We start from the raw sequence: 18,420 nt of genomic DNA on the forward strand, positions 1-18,420 counted from the left end.
AGGCGCTCGGGCAGTCGATTCCGCCGGGGGTGGGTGGATCGACGGGCCATGTCAGCGCACCTGACCGGCGATGCGCACGACGGCGTTCAGGATGCGGTCGACGCCGGCGGAGACCTGCGCGGCCGACTCGTCGTAGACCTGCTGCGAGCGGCGGTACGGGTCGACGATGTCTTTCGGCTCCGCATCCTCGGCGGGCAGGAAGCCGCGGCGGCCAGCCGCCATGCGCACGAGGGCGCGCAGGCGGGTGGTCAGCGGGTGCTGCGGCAGCGCCTCGTCGAGCAGCGGCTCGGGCAGGTTGTTCGAGAGGTCGTCGAGCAGCGCGCCGAACTCGGTGAACATGAAGCCGTAGCGCGAGGCCCGCGGCGCCAGCTGCACGGCGCCGCTGCGGTGCTCGGCGGCCATGGCCAGCACGAGGTCGCTCTCGCGCACGAGCTCGGCCGTGATGTCCTGGCCGCGGTGCGCGTCCGGGCTGCCGCCGTAGTGCCGGGAGAGCGCGGCCGCCTCCTCGGGCATCGGGGCGCCGACCAGCGCGCCGGTGCCGGCGCTGCGGATCTCGAACACACCCTGCAGTTCGACCGGGATGCGGGCGCGCAGCAGCTGCTCGCCCTGCGCCGAGCGGCAGATGTTGCCGGTGCAGACGACGAGGATGCGGAACGGGTCCGGCACGATCGGCGCTGCAGCCGAGCCCGCGATGCTCATCAGTCCTTGCCCTCCTCGTAGGAGTAGCTGTAGCCGTAGCGGCCGTAGCCGTACGCGTCCGGGCCCTTCGTGGGCAGCAGCGTCGGCACGGCACCGAGCAGGCGCGCGCCCACGTTCTCGAGGGCGCTGGCGGCGGCGGCGAGCTGCTGCTTGTGCACGCGGCCCGCGGCGACCACCAGGATGGCGCCGCTGGCGCTCTTCGACAGGATGGCCGCATCCGTCACCGGAAGCAGCGGCGGGGCGTCGAACAGGATGGTGTCGTAGCGGGTCGCGAGCACCTCGATGAGCTGCTTCATCGCGGCCGAGCCGAGCAGCTCGCTCGGGTTCGGCGGGATGGTGCCGGCGGGCAGCACGTGCAGCTCGCGCGGGCCCCAAGGCTGGATGGCGTCGTCGAGGTTGACCCGGCCGAGCAGCACGTCGGTCATGCCGATCGCCCCCTCGAGGCCGAAGTACTTGGCTACCTTCGGGCGGCGGAGGTCGGCGTCGATGATGAGCACGTTCTGGCCGCTGTCGCGCATCGTGATGGCGAGGTTGGCGGTCGTGGTGCTCTTGCCCTCGCTCTGCAGCGAGCTGGTGATCACGAAGCTGCGGCTCGTCGAGCCGAGCTCGAGGAACTGCAGGTTGGTGCGCAGCGTGCGGAAGGCCTCGGCGCGCGGGCTCTTCGGGTCGACCTGCACGATGAGCGGGCGCTCCTTGGCCTTCGGGTCGAAGGCGACGCCGCCGAGCAGCGGCACGTCGAGCACCTGCTCGATGTCGCGCTCGCCGCGCACGCGGGTGTCGAGCACCTCGCGCAGCACCGCGATGCCCACGCCGAGGGCGAGGCCGACGAGCAGGCCGAGGGCGATGTTGAGCGGCACACGCGGCGAGACCGGCGACTCGGGCACGGTGGCCGGCTGCACGGTGTTCACCGCGATGGGGGTGGTGCCCTCAGCGGTCTGCGGGGTGAGGGTGCCGACCACGTCGACGAGGCTCGCAGTCACTGCGTTGGCGATGTCGGCCGCCTGTACTGGGTTCGGGTCTAGCACGGTGACGTTGAGAATGACCGTATTGAGATCGCTCGTCGCGGTGACTTGCTCAGCGAGCTCGCCGACCGTGCTGTCGAGATCGAGCTCGTCGATGACGGGCTCGAGCACGGCGGCGGTGCCGACGACCTCGACATAGCTGCGCACGATCTGCTGCGTATACGAGTTGCCCGCGCCCAGATCGCTGACGTTCGCCGCGGAGTCCGCAGCGACGAAAACCCGGGTGCCCGCCTCGTACTGCGGCGTCAGCACCAGCGAGTACGTGGCGCTCGCGCCCACACCGACCAGGACGAAGAGCACGATCAGCAGCCAGCCTCGGCGCAGCACTCTCAGGTAGTCACGTAGCTCCACTTGACGGAGTCCCCTCTATCCGGCTCCGTCGGAGCCTCGGCATACAGGTGCAGTCTAATCAGATGGCAGGCGCCTCCAGGGCGATTCTGTCCCGTGATGCGCGGTCATCGCGAGAATCCCTCGCCCCGCGGATGAGGCTTCTGCCATGGAACGCGGCCCCGCGCATCCGCTCTGCTAGAAACGATTCGGCGGCACTCGTCGCCGACGACCCCAGGGGGAATGCCATGCGCCTGTCCGTGATCGGCTGCGGTTATCTGGGCGCGGTGCACGCCGCCGCCATGGCGTCGATCGGCCACGAGGTGGTCGGCATCGACGTCGACGAGCGCAAGATCGAGGCGCTCTCGCGCGGCGAGGCCCCGTTCTTCGAGCCCGGGCTGCCGGAGATCCTGCGCGACGGGATCGCGTCGGGGCGGCTGCGCTTCACGACCGACATGGCCGAGGCCGCCGGCAGCGCGGTGCACTTCGTCGGCGTGGGTACGCCGCAGTCGAAGGACGGCTACGCGGCCGACCTGACCTACGTCAACGCGGCGATCGACGGGCTGTTGCCCCACCTCTCCCCCGGCGACGTCGTGGCCGGCAAGTCGACCGTGCCGGTCGGCACCGCGGCCTCGCTGGCGCCGCGGGTGACCGAGACCGGCGCGACGCTCGTCTGGAACCCGGAGTTCCTGCGCGAGGGCTTCGCCGTGCAGGACACGGTCGACCCCGACCGGCTGGTCGCGGGCGTGCCGTCGGACGCCTCGGGCGAGCGCGCCGCCGACATCCTGCGCGAGGTCTACCACCCCTCCGTGGCCAAGGGCACGCCGTTCATCGTCACCGACTACGCCACCGCCGAGCTCGTCAAGGTGTCGGCCAACGCGTTCCTGGCCACCAAGATCAGCTTCATCAACGCCATGGCCGAGATCGCCGAGGTCACCGGGGCCGACGTGACGCAGCTGGCGGATGCGATCGGCCACGACGTGCGCATCGGACGCCGCTTCCTCGGCGCCGGCATCGGCTTCGGCGGAGGCTGCCTGCCGAAGGACATCCGCGCCTTCTCGGCGCGCGCCGAGGAGCTGGGCCGCGGCGAGTCCGTCGCCTTCCTGCGCGAGGTCGACGAGATCAACCTGCGCCGCCGCGAGCGCGCCGTGCAGCTCGTCGTCGAGGCGCTGGGCGGCCAGCTCTTCCAGAAGCGCATCGCCGTGCTCGGCGCGGCCTTCAAGCCGCACTCGGACGACATCCGCGACTCCCCTGCCCTCGACGTGGCCGTGCGGCTGCGCGGCCTCGGCGCCGACGTGATCGTGACCGACCCGGAGGCGACCGAGAACGCACGGCGGGTGCATCCGCAGCTCGACTACACCCGCGTGCGCGACGAGGCGCTGCAGGGCGCCGACGCCGTGATCGTCGTCACGGAGTGGGACGAGTACCGCCGCCAGCTCTCCCCGGAGCACGCCGCCTCGCTGGCGAACGGGCGCATCATCGTCGACGGCCGCAACTGCCTCGACGCCGCGGCCTGGCGGGCGGAGGGGTGGACGTACTTCGGCATGGGGCGGCCGTAGTCGCTGCCGTTCAGATGCGGGCGCGCATCAGAGGCCGTCCACGAACGCCTGGGTGGCGAGCGGCACGTTCGCCTCGTTCGTCGCAGGGTCCCAGCCGACCAGCGCGAGCACGTCGCCGCCCACCCGCACGGTGGTGCCGACCAGCGTGAACGGGGCACCGCCCACGTCGCCGGTGACGCGCCATCCGACCGTCTCATCGGTGCCGCTCACCTCCGGGTCGGCCGAGGACAGCTGCGTGCTGACCGGCATGCCCATGAGCGTGAAGAGGTTCTCGCTCTCGGCGCAGCGGTCGAGCGCCTCCGTGGCCTGCGCGAGCAGGTCGCCGGCCGTCGACTCGTCGCCGGTGCTGACGAGCACCGCGGTCATCGAGCGGTCGTCGCTGGTGCCGAACGCGACCGGGGCGTCGGCGTTCTCGGCACCCTGCTCCCATCCGGCCCCGAAGGGCGCCAGGCAGGTGACGTCATCGGTCATGAGACCGGGGTAGATCGAGTCGAGCAGCTCGCCCGTGGTGCCGTACTCCCCCGGCACGAATCGGATGCTCACGAACACGGCGTCGAGCTCGGCCTGCGTCGCCTGGGCGACCGCTTCGGGCGTCGGGCTCTGCTCGTGAGCGGCCGTCGGCTCGGCGATGCCGGGATCGGCGGCCGTGCATCCGGCCAGCACCAGCATCAGGACTTCAGCCGCACCGATGGCAGCACGATTCGCTCGCATCTCGATCCCCCAGGAACTCGTCGACGATGAGCCATCGCCGTATCGTGGATGAGGGCGGCGAGCCGATGGGCACCAGTGCCCGTGCAGGTTCAGCTGCGTGGTCATCCCCGCCCCTTCGCCGTCTCGGGCGGGGAGCTCTTCGGCCGCGAGCGATCTCGCGTCGAAGCTACAGCTACAGCTACAGCTACAGCTACAGCTACAGCTACAGCTACAGCTACAGCTACAGCTACAGCTACAGCTACACTTACGCCATGAGTGCGCTCATCCGCCAGCACCGCGAAGCGCGCGGCATGCCGCAGGCGCGGCTCGCAGAGATCCTCGGCGTCACACCGTCGGCAGCCGCACAGCTGGAACGGAGCGAGGAGCGGGGAACGATCAAAGTCGCCACGTTGGAGAGCACCCTCCGCGCACTCGGGCAGGAGCTCAGGTTGAGCGCTGCTCCCCGGCTCGAGTCACTGGGGCCGACGCCCGACGACGTCGCCACGGAGGCGCGAGATGCGCTGCGAGCCGGAGACGACATCGCCGCACTGCGTTTCATCACGGCCGGTGCACACTATGCGGCGCGGCATCCGGAAGAAGCAGACGCGCTTCGACTCGAGCAGCGCCCGGCATCGCTCGGCAGCCGGCGGTGGGACACGTTGCTGCGCGGCGTCTACCACTACCATCTCGGTGATCGGGCACCGGTCTGGGCCAGAACCGCACGCGCGCTCTCGAAGCCGTGGTACCCGGCCGCCATCATCCCCACGCTGCAGCGCCGGGCCGACGCAGCGACGCCGAGCGTCTTGCGGCAGCTCAACATCCTGCTCGACGAGCGCTCGCTGCAGCGCGCATGACGTCGCGATTGCAGCTGGACCGCGACGCAGCGGCACGGCTGCTCGATCTGCTGACGCAGCGCCTCCGCGCGGCCGGCATCGACGCTCACGTCCACGTCGTCGGCGGCGTGGCAGTCGGCAGGATCGTGCCGGACGCGCGGCTCACCCGCGACATCGACTCGGCCGTAGCCACCACATCGGAACGGCAGTTCGACGACGCCGTCGCCGAGATCGCCATCGAGGAGCACCTGCCGGGCGATTGGCTCAACCGGTCGGCGGCGCCGTGGGTACCGGTCGCACCGCAGGTGCGGGCGGGCGATGGAGCGCACGTCACGTTCGCGACGAGCGATGAGCTCATCGCCATGAAGCTGGCCGCCGGGCGCGCGCAGGATGTGCAGGACCTGATCCGCATCGTCCAGGTCCTCGGCCTGCGCGATGCGGCCTCGCTCGTGAACATCGCCTTCGAGCAGTACGGAGAGGAGAACGTGACGCTCACCAGCCGCGAGGATCTGATGCTCTTCGCGCAGGAGATCATCGACGCAGCCGACGACTGAGCTCAGTGCTGCGGCACCCGCGCGACCGCATCCAGCACCACCGGCACGCCGCCGGGCAGCTGCGCCTGCAGCACCGTGCGCACCGGATGCGGCGCCGAGCGGCGGCTCGCCAGCTCGGCGTCGACCGCCGGCAGCATGACCTCGAGGTCGTCGACGATCACCGTCAGCCTGAGCACGTCGACCAGGCCGCAGCCGGCGCTCGCCAGTGCTGCCTCGAGGTTGTCGAAGGCGGCGTGCGCCTGCCTCGACGGGGTCACGGGAATGCCCTCCGGGGTGTGCGGACCGAAACCCGCGGTGTACGCGAGGCCGCTGTCGACGACCACGTGGCTGTACGGCCCGAAGGGACCGGGCAGCGCGCCGGTGACGATGTGCTCGGTCATCGGGCCGCGGCCCCGGGCACGGCCTCGAGCAGCGCGCGCGTGTACTCGTGGTCGGGTGTACCGAGCAGGCGCTCGGCCGGCCCCTGCTCCACGACGCGGCCCTGGCGCATCACGACCACCTCGTCGGCGATCTGGCGCACCACCCCGAAGTCGTGGGTGATGAAGAGGTAGCCCACCCCGCGCTCGGCCTTCAGGTCGACGAGCAGCTGCAGCACCTGCTGCTGCACGCTCACGTCGAGCGCGCTGACCGGCTCGTCGAGCACGAGCAGTCTGGGGCTGAGCGCCAGAGCGCGGGCGATCGCCACGCGCTGGCGCTGGCCACCGCTGAGCTCGGCGGGGCGGCGGTCGGCCAGGGTCTGCGCGAGCTGCACCGAGTCGAGCAGCTCCAGCGCGGTGCGCTGCTGCTCGCGGCGGCCGCCGATGCCGAACGCGCGCAGGGGCTCCGCGATGATCCGCGCCACGCTGAGGCGCGGGTCCAGGCTGCCGAACGGGTTCTGGTAGACGACCTGCACGTCGCGGCGCAGCTGCCGCAGCGGATCGCCCGTCAGGGTCGTGACGTCGCGGCCGTCGAGCAGCACCGATCCGCTGTCCGCCGTCCCGATGCGGGCCGCCATGCGCGCGGTCGTGGTCTTGCCCGATCCGCTCTCCCCCACCAGCGCGACCGTGCGGCCGGCGGGCACCGTCAGGCTCACGCCGTCGACCGCGGTGAACGGCTCGGGCGCTGCGCCGGGGCGTCGCAGCGAGAAGGTCTTGCGCAGGTCGCGGATCTCGAGCAGCGGATGCGGCGGCTCCGCCTGCGCAGAGGAGGGAGCGGATGCGCTCAGCCGCACGCTGTTCAGGCCCGGCGCGGCCGCGACGAGGTCGCGCGTGTACTCGTGGGTCGGGGCGTGCAGCACGGCGCTCGTCGGACCGGCGTCGACGACCTCGCCGTGCCGCATCACCACGACCTGCTCGGCGCGGTCGGCCGCGACGCCCAGGTCGTGCGTCACCATGAGCACCGCCGTGCCGCGGTCGGACGCCAGCTGCTGCATCTGGTCGAGCACCAGGCGCTGCACGGTCACGTCGAGGGCGCTGGTGGGCTCGTCGGCGATGACGAGCTGCGGATCGCAGCTCCACGCCATGCCGATGAGCACGCGCTGCTTCATGCCGCCGCTGAGCTCGTGCGGGTACTGTCGGGCACGCGCCTCGGGGTGGCTGAGGCCGACGTCGCCGAGGATGCGCACGGCGCGCTCGGCGGCCTCCTCGCGCCCCAGCCTCAGGTGCAGGCGCAGCCCCTCGACGAGCTGCTCGCCGATGCGCAGGGTGGGGTTGAGGCTGCTGTTCGGGTCCTGCGGCACGAAGCCGATGGCGCCGCCGCGGATGGACCGCATCCGCTTCATCGGCAGCTTCAGCAGGTCCTGCCCGTCGAAGCACACGCTGCCGCCGACGATCTCGCCATTGGCCGCGAGCCGGCGGATCAGCGCCTGGCTGACGCTCGACTTGCCCGATCCGCTCTCCCCCACCAGCGCCACGATGCCGCCGCGGGGCACCGACAGGTCGATGCCGCGCACGGCCTCGACGCGGCGGCGGCCGACGCGGTAGCGCACCTGCAGGTTCTCGACCTCGAGGATGTTCATCGGGCCTCTCCGATCACGCGCGCCAGACGGGTGACCGCGAGCACGACGCCCACGATCACGGCGCCGGGCAGCACCGTCAGCCACCAGGAGGTGGCGATGTAGTCGCGGCCCGACGACACCAGCGCGCCCCACTCGGGAGCGGGCGGCGCGACGCCGAAGCCGAGGAAGCTGATCGCCGAGACGCTGAGCACCGCGGTGCCGAGCTCCAGCGCCGCCATCGCGAGCACCGGGCGGGCGGCGTTCGGCAGGATGTGCCGGCCGAGCACACCGAGCGGGCGCACGCCCAGCACGGCGGCCGCCTCGACGTACTCCTCGCCGCGCACCCGCAGCACCTGCGCGCGCATGATGCGGGCGAAGCTGCCGGCGGCGCCGAGGCCGACGCCGAGCGCGATGCTCCACGGGCCGAAGCCGAGGGTCGCGACCACGATGAGGGCGAGCAGGATGCCGGGCACGGCGATGAGCACGTCGACGAAGCGCATCACCACGAAGTCGATCGCCGTGCCGACCCGGCCGCGGGCGGCGCCGCAGAGCAGGCCGATCGCGCCGCCGACGACGCCGCCGATGAGCACGGCCGCGGTCGCCGCGGCGAGCGAGAGCCAGGCGCCGTGCACGACGCGGGTGAACACGTCGCGGCCCAGCGAGTCGGTGCCGAACAGGTGCTCGGCGCTCGGCGGCAGCAGGCGGTCGCGCGGGGTGCCCGCCAGCGGGTCGCCCGGCGCGATGAGCTGCGGGGCGAAGGCCATGACGAGGCAGAGCAGCACGACGAGCAGCGAGACGATCGTGGTGGGGCGCAGGAGCTTGGTCACTTCGCGGCTCCGTTCTGCGGGTCCTGGGTGCTGGCGCTCAGCGCATCCGCTTCGGGCGCGATCGAGAAGGTCGAGGGGGCCGTCGCCTTCGGCGCCGCCTTGCCCGGGCGCAGGCGCGGGTCGATGAGCGGATACGACAGGTCGACCAGCAGGGCCGCCAGCGCGTAGACGACGGCCACGACGATGATGACGCCCTGGATGACCGACACGTCGCGCGCCAGCACGGCGGAGACGACGAGGCGGCCGATGCCCTCCCGCGAGAACACGGTCTCGACGACCGCGGTGCCGCCGGCGAGGTAGCCGATGAGCAGGCCGATGCTGGTGACCGACGGCAGCAGCGCGTTGCGCAGCACGTGCCGACCGAACACGGCGACCCGGCCGAGGCCCTTCGCCTCGGCGGTGAAGACGTAACCGCTCGACTCGGCCTCGCGGATCGCCGTGATGAAGACCTGGAAGAAGATGGCGCCGACCGGGAACGCCAGCGTGATCGCCGGCAGGATCACGCTGTCGCCGCTGCGCGAGCCCGAGGCCGGCAGCAGGCCGAGCGAGAACGAGAAGACGGAGATGAGGATGAGGCCCGTCACGAAGGCGGGCACCGCCACGCCCAGCGGCGGCAGCTGCACGAGCAGGTCGCGCAGCCACCGCCACGGGGCGATCGAGGCGAGGAAGGCGAGCACCACGGAGGTGCCCACGCCGATGACGAGCGCCAGGCCGGCCACCGCGAGGGAGCCGGGCACGACGGCCGCGATCATGTCGACCACCGGGCGGCCCGTCGCAAGCGAGGTGCCGAGGTCGCCCGTCAGCAGGGCGCCCAGCTGCCCGAGGTACTGCTCGAGCAGCGAGCCGTCCAGGCCCGCGGCCTCGCGCAGGGCCGCGAGCTGCTCGGGGTCGACCGTCGTCGCGTCGCCGCTCTGCACGGCGAGCGCGGCGAGCACGGGGTCGCCCGGCAGCACGCGCACGAGCAGGAACGTCACCGTGTAGGTGGCCCAGACCACGAAGGCGAACTGCAGCACCTTCGGGCCGACGAGCCGCAGTGCCGTTCCCGCTCGCGCCACGATCAGCCCGCCTGCACGTCGTAGAGGTGGAAGCGCGACGCCGAGTCGAAGGCGAAGCCGGTGATGTCTGGCTGCGAGGCGTGCAGCTGGTAGACCTCGAGGATCGGGAACAGGTAGCCGTTCTCGATGATCAGCGCCTGCGCGTCGTCGAGCAGCGCCTGGCGCTCCTCGGGGTCGGCGGCCGCGGCCTGCGCGGTGACGAGCTGCTCGAGCTCGGCGTCCTCCACCACGGCCCAGTGCGAGGGCGCGGCCTGCGAGAACATGATGCGCAGCGCATCCGGGTCGGTGCGAGTGAGCGCGGCGAAGAGCATGTCGTAGCTGCGCTCGGCGATGGCACCGAAGAAGCCGCCGGCGTCGGTGAAGTCGATCTGCATGTCGACCCCGATCTCGAGGAGCTGGATCTGGATGAGCTCCATCATCTCCTGCTCGTAGAAGCCGGTGGCGGTGAAGGTGAGGCGCTGGCCGTCCTTCTCGCGCACGCCGTCGGCGCCCTCGGCCCAGCCGGCCGCCTCGAGGGCCGCGATCGCGGCGTCGGCGTCGTAGCCCATCGCATCCGCCTGGCTCGTGAAGCCGGTGGTGCCGCTGCTCAGCGCGCTCGTCGGCACGTCGCCGCCCGAGTAGCCGAGGGTCTCGTTGATCTCCTCGCGGTCGATGCCGAGCTGCAGCGCCTGGCGCACCGCGTCGTCGGCGAGCACCGGGTTGGTGAGGTTCGGGATGAGGCTGGTCGGCACACCGGGGTTCGGCGCCGCGTAGATCTCGAAGTCGGCGGCGAAGCGCTGCTCGTCGAGGTACGGCAGCTCGCCGACGAAGTCGAACTCGCCCGACTGCAGGCCGCCGGTGCGCACGCTGTCCTCGGTGATGACCGGGAACTCGATGCGCTCGAGGTAGGCGTCACCCTCGTGCTCGCGCAGCTCGCTCGCCCAGGCGTAGCCCTCGCGCTTGTCCATCGAGACCTCGGCGTCGGGCGAGTAGGCGTCGTAGACGAACGGGCCGGTGCCGATGACGCCGTCCTGGCAGCGCGACTCGGGGGTCGCCTCGGTGCTGGCCTGGCTGACGATGCCGAGGCTCATGGTCGAGGCGCCCTGCAGGAACGCGGCGTTCGGCGCGGCGAAGTCGACCGTGAAGCTCTGCGCGTCGGCGACCGTGGTGCCCTCGTAGCCGGCCAGGTACTGGTTGGCGAGGCTCGCGGTCGAGCCGTCGGCGGCCATCGCGACGATCGCGTCGAAGTTGGCGGCGACGACCTCGGCGGTCAGCGCGCTGCCGTCGCTGAAGGTCACGTCGTCGCGCAGCGTGAAGGTGTACGCGGTGAGGTCGTCGTTGGTCTCGTACGACTCGGCGAGCCACGGCACGAACTCGCCGGTGGCCGGGTCCTGATCGACGAGCGAGTCGACGACCTGGCGGCCGATGTAGAGCGCCTGGGTCACGGTCGGCTGCTGCGGGTCGATGCAGGTGGGGTCGGTCTCGACGGCGAAGACGAGGGTGCCGTCGGTCGCCGTGCCGCCGCCGCCGGCGGAGCAGCCGGCGAGCAGCGCGATGGCGCCGGCAGCGGCGACGCCGCTGAGCGCGATGCGGGGGATGTTCACGAGGGGTTCCTACTCAGGGGTTCGGTGGTGCGCTGTGGGTTCTTGGTTGCAGCGGCCTCGTGGGCCGGGCATCCGTTGCGGGGGTGGGACAGCGGATGCGGGCCGCCGGCACGCGCGTCGTCGGGCGTGGGCGGGGGTCTGGTCTACTGCGGGGCGGCGACGTGCTCGGCGGCCGACACGGGCGAGGCCGGGGTCTGCCCCGCCGAGTCGCCCGCCGCGAGGACCGGCGCGGCGATCGGGATCTCCCCACGCACGACGCGACCGCGGCTCACGACCGCGACGATCGCATCCGCTCGGAGGTCCTCGATGCGCTGCCAGGGGCGGCCGCGCAGCAGCACGAAGTCGGCGCCGAAGCCCGGCGCGAGGGTGCCGACCCGCTCGCCGAGCCCGACGGCGGCCGCGGCGTCGCTGGTCGCGGCGATGAGCGTGCGCTCGTCGCTCCAGCTGAACACGTCGCGCATGCGTCGGGTCTCGTCGAGCTGCTCGCCGAACTGCACCATCACGCCGTTCGCGTCGGTGCCGAGCACGAAACGCACGCCCGCATCCGCTGCCCCGCCGAAGTTCGCGTCGCGCTCGGCGACGACCGCGACGGCCTTCTCGCGCGCCTCGTCGCCGACCGGGATCGTGCCGTCGGCGAGGCGGTCGTTGATGAGCAGCGTGGGCGCGACCGGCAGATTGCGCTCGACCGCGACGGGCCACAGCTCGGCGTCGAGGCCGGTGCCGTGCTCGATCGAGTCGACGCCCTCCTCGAGCGCGAGCTTGGCGGTCGGCTGGCTGTGCGAGTGCGCGGCGACCGGCATGCCGAGCGCGTGCGCCTCGTCGATGGTGGTGCGGATCTCGTCGACCGTCTGGTTGCGCCAACCGACTTTGTCGCCCTGCGAGAGCACGCCCCCGCTCACGTGGATCTTGATGCCGTGAGCGCCCTTGCGCGCCCAGGTGCGCACGAGCTTGCGGCACTCGTCGGGGCTGTCGGCGACGGGGCGGCGGTGCGGGTACTGCGGCGGGATGAACAGGTCCCCGTGGCCGGCGGTCATGCCCACCTGGCAGTGCACGACGAGGCGCGGGCCCACCTGGATGCCCTGCTCGAACACGCGGCTCACGGCGAGCTGGCGCTCGTCGCCGCCGAGCTCCCGCAGCGTGGTGACGCCGGCGCGCATCGCCTTCTGGGCGTTGGCGGCGATGTGGAAGACGAGCTCCTCGGGCGGGGTGACCAGCGACCAGTTGGAGTGCCAGCCGGGCGGCTCGTCCCCGGCATGGCCGTCGAGGTGCACGTGGGTGTCGACGAGGCCCGGGATGATCGAGAGCTCGTCGTCGTGCGCGGTGCCCTCGGGCTCGGCGCGCACCTCGAGGATCTCGTCGCCGCGCCACGCGAGGGTGACGACGCCGAGGTCGCGGTGACCGTCCCAGAGGCGGACGCGCTCGATGGACTGCTGTTTCACAGGGGTAGCTCCAAGGGGGTGTCGCGCTTGCCGATGAAGCAAGGGCGTTACTCAGAGTAAACGATGCCGTGTTTCGGTGCGATTACGGATGGAAGCCGCATCCGCTCCTCCCCGCCCCGGCGCGATCGAGGGTGCGGGCACGGGCGCGCTGGCGCGGGCCGCCCACCGCCCGCCGACGCGCTGGTCCGGTCCCATGGCGCGTCCGCCGCCCTCACGCAATGGCACGCTCGTCCGCTCGTGCGCTCGTCCGCTCGTCCGCTCGTCCGCTCGTGCTCGCGTGCTCGTGCGCGCGTGCGCTCGCGTGCTCGTGCGCTCGTGTGCTCGCGTGCTCGTGTGCTCGTGTGCACCGTGCCCGCCAACGCACCCGTGCGCACCACGTCCTCGCCGCACTGCAACCACCCACCCCTCGAGTTGCCACGAATGGCTGCCTTGCAGGGCGCAAACCAGCCATTCGTGGCAACTCGACGGCCAGCGGCACGGCAGCAGGAGCAGCAAGAGCGGCACTGCAGTGGCAGCAGCCAGAGGGCGGGCGGATGCGCGCATCCGCTTCTTCACCGAGTTACCGCGAATGGCTGCTCAGCGCCCCTCGATCCAGCCGTTCGCGGCAATTCGACGCGCCACACGCCGCAGGGTCGAGCGGATGGGCGAGCCGGCGACGCTCAGACGCCGGACGGGTTCACGAGCAGGTAGCGCACCGGGGGCTCGATGACGCGGGTCGGGCCGTGCGGGGCCTCGGCGTCGAGCAGCACCGAGTCGCCGGCGCGCAGCTCCCAGCGGCGGTCGCCGTGCTGGTACTCGAGCGCGCCCTCGAGCATGAGCAGGAACTCGACGCCCGCGTGCTCGTAGATCGGCAGCTCGGTCGCGTCGGCCGAGAACTCGACCATGAGGGGTTCCAGCGAGGGGCCGGATGCACTGAGGATGCTGCCGAGCGAGCGGTACGCGTGCCCGCGTGCCGTGCCCGAGCGCACCACCGGCGCGCCCTGCCCGTCGCGCACCACGATCGCGCTGGGGCGCGCCTCAGCGCCGCGGAACAGCGACGCGACCGGTACCTCGAGGGCCGCGGCGAGCCGTTGGATCGTCGTCAGGCTCGACGAGATCGACGCCGACTCGATGCGGCTCACCATCGCCGGCGAGATGCCCGCCGCCGCGGCGAGCTGCGCCGCGCTCAGGCCGCGCGCCGTGCGCAGCACGCGCACGCGGCGGGCGACGGCGTGCTCGAGGCCGGGTTCCTGCTCGGGGCGGTGGTCGAGCGGCGCGACGACCGCGTCGATCGCAGCCGCGTCCGCGCGTCCATCCGTCATGCCGCCCACCGCTCCCCGCATCCGCTCGGCACCCAGTCTGCCGCGACACGCATGCGCTCGACGCTCGGTGCAGCAGGCGCACCCATCCGCTGGACGCTCGGTACAGCAGACGCACGCACCCGCTCGACGTCCGGTGCAGCAGGCGCACCGATCCGCTCGACATCCGATGCAGCAGGCGCACCGATCCGCTCGGCGTCCGGTGGAGCAGGCGCGCGCATCCGCCGGCTCAGATCTTGACCAGGTGCATCGCCCGCGCCGCCTCGCCGATCGCACCCGTCAGCGACGGGTAGACCGTGAACGACGCCGCGACCTGGTCCACCGTGAGCCGGTGCTCGACGGCGAGCGTGATCGGGTAGATGAGCTCGCTGGCCCGCGGCGCGACGATCACGCCGCCGATGACGGTGCCCGAGCCGGTGCGGGCGAAGAGCTTGACGAAACCGTCCTTGATGCCCTGCATCTTCGCGCGCGGGTTCGCCGCGAGCGGCACCTTGTAGATCTCGCCCTGGGCGATGCCCTCCTCGATCTGGCGCTGCGTCCATCCGACGGTCGCGATCTCGGGCTGGGTGAAGATGTTGCTCGAGACGTTGCGCAGCTCGATCGGCTGCACGGCGTCGCCCATGGCGTGGAACACGGCGGTGCGGCCCTGCATCGAGGCGACGGATGCGAGCGGCAGCACGTCGCTGCAGTCACCGGCCGCGTAGATGCTCGGCACGCTCGTGCGCGCCACGCGGTTGGTGCGGATGTGCCCGCTCGGGTTGAGCTGCACCCCCGCCTCCTCGAGGCCGATGCCGGCCGTGTTCGGGATCGAGCCGACCGCCATGAGGCAGTGGCTGCCCTCGACGACGCGGCCGTCGCTGAGTGTGACGACCACCTTGTCGCCATCGCGCACGACGGACTCGGCGCGGCTCTTCGCGAGGAGGTTCAGGCCGTTGCGGGTGAGCACCGACTCGAGCACGCGCGCGGCGTCCTCGTCCTCGCCGGGCAGCACCTGGTCGCGGCTGGAGACCAGCGTCACCTTGGCCCCGAGCGTCAGGTAGGCGCTCGCGAACTCGGCGCCGGTGACGCCCGAGCCGATCACGACGAGGTGCTCGGGCAGGTCGGCGAGGTTGTAGAGCTGCTTCCAGGTGAGGATGCGCTCGCCGTCCGGTCTGGCGCTGTCGAGCTCGCGCGGGCTGGCGCCGACGCTCACGATGATGGTGTCGGCGTCGATCTCGTCGAAGTCGGTGGCCTTCGAGCCCTGGCCCGCGGAGACGATCACGCGATTGGCGCCGTCGAGGCGCCCGTCGCCCTGCACCACTCGCACGCCGGCGCGGATGAGGTTCGACTTCATGTCCTCGCTCTGCTGGCGGGCGAGGCGCAGCAGCCGCTGGTTGACCGCCTGCAGGTTGACCGCGACCTCGGGGCGCACGGCGCGGCCGTTCTCCCCGCGCGTGAAGAACTGCACGCCCAGGTCGGCGGCCTCGCCGATCGCGTTCGTGGCCTCGGCCGTGGCGATGAGCGTCTTCGAGGGCACGACATCGGTGATGACCGCGTTGCCGCCGACGCCGGTGCGCTCGACGAGCGTGACCTCGGCGCCGAGCTGCGCCGCGGTGAGCGCCGCCTCGTAGCCGCCGGGGCCGCCGCCCAGGACGGCGATGCGTTGCTTGCGATCGAAGACGTCAGCCATGCCGTCCATCATCCCGGGCCGGGGTGACGCGACCAAACCCGACGCCCCGCGCCCGGCGCGCGGTTCCGCACCTCCGCGCCTCCGCGCCTCCGCGCGCCCGCGCCTCCGTGCCTCCGTGTCTCCGCATCGACGCGACGACGCCCTGAGCACGTCGAGTTGCCGCGAACGGCTGCCTCGACGGCTTCGGAACGACCATTCGCGGCAACTCGAGTGCAGGGTGCGAGCCGATGGGCGGCACGACGGGCGGCACGACGGGCGGCACGACGGTCGACGCAGGCCCGCTCGAACGCACGTGCCGGGGCGCAGGCGAGCGGATGCGCGCCGCGACGGCCCCGCATCCGCTCGCCCGTAGAATCGCGGGATGAGCACGCATCCCCTCGACGCCGCCGGAGCAGACCCCTTCGAGATCGCGAAGGAGGCGGCCGCGCAGATCGCGGAGCGCAGCGGCATCGAGCGACACGACGTGGCGCTGACGCTGGGCAGCGGATGGGCCAAGGCCGCCGATCTGCTCGGCGAGACCGTCGCCGAGATCCCGGCCGGCGACATCGTCGGCTTCAGCAAGCCGGCCGTGGTCGGCCACGTCGGCACGCTGCGCTCGGTCGCGCTGCCGAGCGGCAAGCACGCCCTCGTCATCGGCGCCCGCACCCACTACTACGAGAACCACGGCGTGCGCCGCGTGGTGCACTCGGTACGCACGGCAGCCGCGACCGGGGCGAGCGTCATGGTGCTCACCAACGGCGCCGGCGGCATCAAGCCGACCTGGAAGCCCGGGCAGCCCGTGCTCATCAGCGACCACCTGAACCTCACCGCCGACTCGCCCATCGAGGGCGCGAACTTCGTCGACCTGACCGACCTCTACTCGGCCCGCCTGCGCGCGGTCGCACGCGAGGTCGACCCGACCCTCGACGACGGCGTCTACGTGCAGTTCCGCGGGCCACACTACGAGACGCCGGCCGAGGTGCAGATGGCCAAGACGCTCGGCGGCCACATCGTCGGCATGTCGACCGCGCTCGAGGCGATCGCGGCCCGTCAGGCCGGCATGGAGGTGCTCGGCTTCTCGCTCATCACCAACCTGGCGGCGGGCATCCAGGAGACCCCGCTCTCGCACGCCGAGGTGCTCGAGGCTGGCCGCGAGGCCGAGGGCCGTATCAGCGGGCTGCTCGCGAAGATCGTGGGCACGCTGTGAGCACGACGGACTTCGCGGTGCTCGACCAGCGCATCCGCGAGGCGAAGGCGTGGCTCGCACAGGACCCCGACGAGGTGACCCGCCGCGAGCTCGGCGCCATCATCGACGACGCGCTGAAGGGGTCCGCCGAGGCCGCCGACGAGCTCTCCTCGCGTTTCGGCTCGCGGCTCGCCTTCGGCACCGCAGGGCTGCGCGGCGAGATCGGGGCGGGTCCGAACCGCATGAACCGCGTGCTCGTCGGCCAGGCCGCCGCGGGCTTCGCCGCCTGGCTGCAGAGCCGCGATACGCGCGAGTTGTCCGTGGTCATCGGCTACGACGGCCGCACCAACTCGCGCGTCTTCGCCCGCGACACCGCGGAGATCTTCGCGGGCGCCGGCATCCGCGCCGTGCTGCTGCCGCGCACGCTGCCGACCCCCGTGCTCGCCTTCGCCGTGCGCCACCTCTGCGCGAGCGCGGGCGTGATGGTCACCGCCAGCCACAACCCGCCGCGCGACAACGGCTACAAGGTCTACCTCGGCGACGAGGACGAGGGCTCGCAGATCGTCTCCCCGGTCGACGGCGAGATCGCGGCGCACATCGACCGCATCGCCGAGGGCGTGAGCGTGCTCGAGCTGCCCCGCTCGGACGACTACGAGATCGCCTCGCAGGACGTGATCGACGCCTACGTCGCCGCGACCGCGGCGCTGGTGGGCCCCGCCAAGTCGACCCCGCGCATCCTCTACACCGCCATGCACGGCGTCGGATGGGAGACGGTCGCCGCGGTCTTCGAGGCCGCCGGCCTGCAGACCCCCGACATCGTGACCGAGCAGATCGAACCGGACGCGGCCTTCCCGACGGTCGACTTCCCGAACCCTGAGGAGCCCGGCGCACTCGATCTCGCCTACGCGGCCGCGGACCGCATCGGCGCCGGCCTCATCATCGCCAACGATCCGGATGCGGACCGGCTGGCCATCGCGATCCCCGCGCCCGCATCCGCCACCGGCTGGTACCGCCTCACCGGCAACGAGGTCGGGTTGCTGCTCGGCTGGCGCGCCGCGCAGCGTCTCCACGATGCAGGACGCAGCGGCGCCCTCGCCGCCTCGCTCGTCTCCTCCCCGGGCTCTCCGTGATCGCCGACGCCTACGGCTTGCCGTACCGCGACACGCTCACCGGCTTCAAGTGGGTCAGCCGCGTGCCGAACCTCGCCTACGGCTTCGAGGAGGCGCTCGGCTACCTCGTCGACCCGGCGAAGGTGCGCGACAAGGACGGCGTCTCGGCTGCCGTCGAGCTCGTGGCGCTGGTGGCCGAGCTGCACGCCGCCGGCAGGACCCTCGGCGATCAGCTCGACGCGCTCGCGGAGCGCTTCGGCGCCTTCGCGTCCGGCCAGATCTCGATCCGGGTGACCGACCTCGCCGACATCGGCCTCATCACGGGCCGGCTGCGCAAGGAACCGCCGGTCTCCCTCGCGGGCCTCGCCGTCGAGGCGGTCGACGACTTCCGTGACGGTGTGGACGGGTTCCCGCCCAGCGACATCCTGCGTTACCGCCTCGCCGGCGGCTCGCGGGTGATCGTGCGGCCCAGCGGCACCGAGCCGAAGCTCAAGGTGTACCTCGACGCGCAGGCCGGCGGCGCGACCGCCGCCGCTGCACGGGCCGAAGCGGATGCGGTCGTCGCCGCCCTCGACGCGGCCCTGCGCCCGCTCCTGACGCTGGGCTGAGCGCCCGG

Annotated in this window: 15 protein-coding genes and 1 pseudogene; 5 read left to right on the forward strand and 11 right to left on the reverse strand. The window is 72.3% G+C overall.

Annotated elements, in window-relative coordinates:
• Window positions 1-51: 51 nt before the first annotated feature.
• Window positions 52-699 (reverse strand): arsenate reductase/protein-tyrosine-phosphatase family protein, encoded by a 648-nt coding sequence (locus QQK26_RS06465; RefSeq protein ID WP_284231277.1) that lies wholly within the window; start codon window positions 697-699, stop codon window positions 52-54.
• Window positions 699-2,072: a tyrosine-protein kinase domain-containing protein gene (locus QQK26_RS06470; RefSeq protein WP_284231279.1), complete on the reverse strand. Its 1,374-nt coding sequence runs from the start codon at window positions 2,070-2,072 to the stop codon at window positions 699-701. The genes QQK26_RS06465 and QQK26_RS06470 overlap by 1 nt, the downstream gene beginning before the upstream one ends.
• Before the next feature lie 224 nt (window positions 2,073-2,296).
• Between QQK26_RS06470 and QQK26_RS06475 the strand changes: the two genes are divergently transcribed.
• Entirely contained in the window at window positions 2,297-3,607 is a 1,311-nt protein-coding gene (locus QQK26_RS06475) for a UDP-glucose dehydrogenase family protein (RefSeq protein ID WP_284231281.1), read from the forward strand.
• 27 nt (window positions 3,608-3,634) lie between these two features.
• Here the strand turns inward: QQK26_RS06475 and QQK26_RS06480 are convergent, their stop codons facing one another.
• Window positions 3,635-4,276, reverse strand: coding sequence for a hypothetical protein (locus tag QQK26_RS06480; RefSeq protein ID WP_284231283.1), 642 nt, complete (start codon window positions 4,274-4,276; stop codon window positions 3,635-3,637).
• 68 nt (window positions 4,277-4,344) lie between these two features.
• On the opposite strand from QQK26_RS06480, the gene QQK26_RS06485 reads away from it, so the two are divergent.
• Window positions 4,345-5,151, forward strand: coding sequence for a helix-turn-helix domain-containing protein (locus tag QQK26_RS06485; RefSeq protein ID WP_284231284.1), 807 nt, complete (start codon window positions 4,345-4,347; stop codon window positions 5,149-5,151).
• Window positions 5,148-5,684 carry a hypothetical protein gene (locus tag QQK26_RS06490; protein ID WP_284231286.1) on the forward strand — a complete coding sequence of 179 codons (537 nt, stop codon included), beginning with the start codon at window positions 5,148-5,150 and terminating at the stop codon, window positions 5,682-5,684. Before QQK26_RS06485 ends, QQK26_RS06490 begins: the two co-directional genes overlap by 4 nt.
• A gap of 2 nt (window positions 5,685-5,686) precedes the next feature.
• On the opposite strand, the gene QQK26_RS06495 is transcribed toward QQK26_RS06490, so the two are convergent.
• The 8 genes from QQK26_RS06495 to QQK26_RS06530 form a co-directional block, all read right to left on the reverse strand.
• Window positions 5,687-6,064, reverse strand: coding sequence for a RidA family protein (locus QQK26_RS06495; protein ID WP_284231288.1), 378 nt, complete (start codon window positions 6,062-6,064; stop codon window positions 5,687-5,689).
• Window positions 6,061-7,680: a dipeptide ABC transporter ATP-binding protein gene (locus tag QQK26_RS06500; protein WP_284231291.1), complete on the reverse strand. Its 1,620-nt coding sequence runs from the start codon at window positions 7,678-7,680 to the stop codon at window positions 6,061-6,063. Before QQK26_RS06500 ends, QQK26_RS06495 begins: the two co-directional genes overlap by 4 nt.
• A complete protein-coding gene (locus QQK26_RS06505; RefSeq protein ID WP_284231294.1) occupies window positions 7,677-8,486 on the reverse strand; it encodes an ABC transporter permease in 810 nt (269 codons plus the stop codon). Before QQK26_RS06505 ends, QQK26_RS06500 begins: the two co-directional genes overlap by 4 nt.
• On the reverse strand, window positions 8,483-9,541 hold the full coding sequence (locus QQK26_RS06510) for an ABC transporter permease (RefSeq protein ID WP_284231297.1): 1,059 nt from the start codon (window positions 9,539-9,541) through the stop codon (window positions 8,483-8,485). The genes QQK26_RS06505 and QQK26_RS06510 overlap by 4 nt, the downstream gene beginning before the upstream one ends.
• Before the next feature lie 2 nt (window positions 9,542-9,543).
• Window positions 9,544-11,124 carry an ABC transporter substrate-binding protein gene (locus QQK26_RS06515; RefSeq protein ID WP_284231300.1) on the reverse strand — a complete coding sequence of 527 codons (1,581 nt, stop codon included), beginning with the start codon at window positions 11,122-11,124 and terminating at the stop codon, window positions 9,544-9,546.
• A 143-nt stretch (window positions 11,125-11,267) separates the two neighbouring features.
• On the reverse strand, window positions 11,268-12,563 hold the full coding sequence (locus tag QQK26_RS06520; protein WP_284231304.1) for an amidohydrolase family protein: 1,296 nt from the start codon (window positions 12,561-12,563) through the stop codon (window positions 11,268-11,270).
• Between the two features lie 659 nt (window positions 12,564-13,222).
• The gene (locus tag QQK26_RS06525; RefSeq protein ID WP_284231306.1) at window positions 13,223-13,864 is read right to left on the reverse strand and encodes a helix-turn-helix domain-containing protein; all 642 of its coding nucleotides are present in this window, start codon (window positions 13,862-13,864) and stop codon (window positions 13,223-13,225) included.
• A 226-nt stretch (window positions 13,865-14,090) separates the two neighbouring features.
• Window positions 14,091-15,530 (reverse strand): NAD(P)H-quinone dehydrogenase, encoded by a 1,440-nt coding sequence (locus QQK26_RS06530; RefSeq protein ID WP_284231309.1) that lies wholly within the window; start codon window positions 15,528-15,530, stop codon window positions 14,091-14,093.
• Window positions 15,531-15,891: 361 nt separating this feature from the next.
• Here QQK26_RS06530 and QQK26_RS06535 point away from each other — a divergent pair, with 361 nt between their 5' ends.
• Together QQK26_RS06535 and QQK26_RS06540 are read left to right on the forward strand one after the other, a co-directional pair.
• The gene (locus QQK26_RS06535) at window positions 15,892-16,716 is read left to right on the forward strand and encodes a purine-nucleoside phosphorylase (protein WP_284231312.1); all 825 of its coding nucleotides are present in this window, start codon (window positions 15,892-15,894) and stop codon (window positions 16,714-16,716) included.
• 17 nt (window positions 16,717-16,733) lie between these two features.
• Window positions 16,734-18,412: pseudogene (locus tag QQK26_RS06540) on the forward strand (phospho-sugar mutase).
• The last annotated feature ends 8 nt before the right edge of the window (window positions 18,413-18,420 follow it).

Source organism: Arenivirga flava, assembly GCF_030161575.1.
In the GTDB taxonomy this organism is placed as follows: Bacteria; Actinomycetota; Actinomycetes; order Actinomycetales; family Microbacteriaceae; genus Arenivirga; species Arenivirga flava.

Excerpts from the sequence above, each read along its gene's own strand:
- QQK26_RS06465 (WP_284231277.1), bottom strand. The coding sequence starts at position 699 with ATGAGCATCGCGGGCTCGGCTGCAGCGCCGATCGTGCCGGACCCGTTC.
- QQK26_RS06475 (WP_284231281.1), top strand. The coding sequence starts at position 2,297 with ATGCGCCTGTCCGTGATCGGCTGCGGTTATCTGGGCGCGGTGCACGCC.
- QQK26_RS06480 (WP_284231283.1), bottom strand. The coding sequence starts at position 4,276 with ATGCTGGTGCTGGCCGGATGCACGGCCGCCGATCCCGGCATCGCCGAG.
- QQK26_RS06485 (WP_284231284.1), top strand. The coding sequence starts at position 4,345 with ATGAGCCATCGCCGTATCGTGGATGAGGGCGGCGAGCCGATGGGCACC.
- QQK26_RS06490 (WP_284231286.1), top strand. The coding sequence starts at position 5,148 with ATGACGTCGCGATTGCAGCTGGACCGCGACGCAGCGGCACGGCTGCTC.
- QQK26_RS06495 (WP_284231288.1), bottom strand. The coding sequence starts at position 6,064 with ATGACCGAGCACATCGTCACCGGCGCGCTGCCCGGTCCCTTCGGGCCG.
- QQK26_RS06500 (WP_284231291.1), bottom strand. The coding sequence starts at position 7,680 with ATGAACATCCTCGAGGTCGAGAACCTGCAGGTGCGCTACCGCGTCGGC.
- QQK26_RS06525 (WP_284231306.1), bottom strand. The coding sequence starts at position 13,864 with ATGACGGATGGACGCGCGGACGCGGCTGCGATCGACGCGGTCGTCGCG.
- QQK26_RS06530 (WP_284231309.1), bottom strand. The coding sequence starts at position 15,530 with ATGGCTGACGTCTTCGATCGCAAGCAACGCATCGCCGTCCTGGGCGGC.
- QQK26_RS06535 (WP_284231312.1), top strand. The coding sequence starts at position 15,892 with ATGAGCACGCATCCCCTCGACGCCGCCGGAGCAGACCCCTTCGAGATC.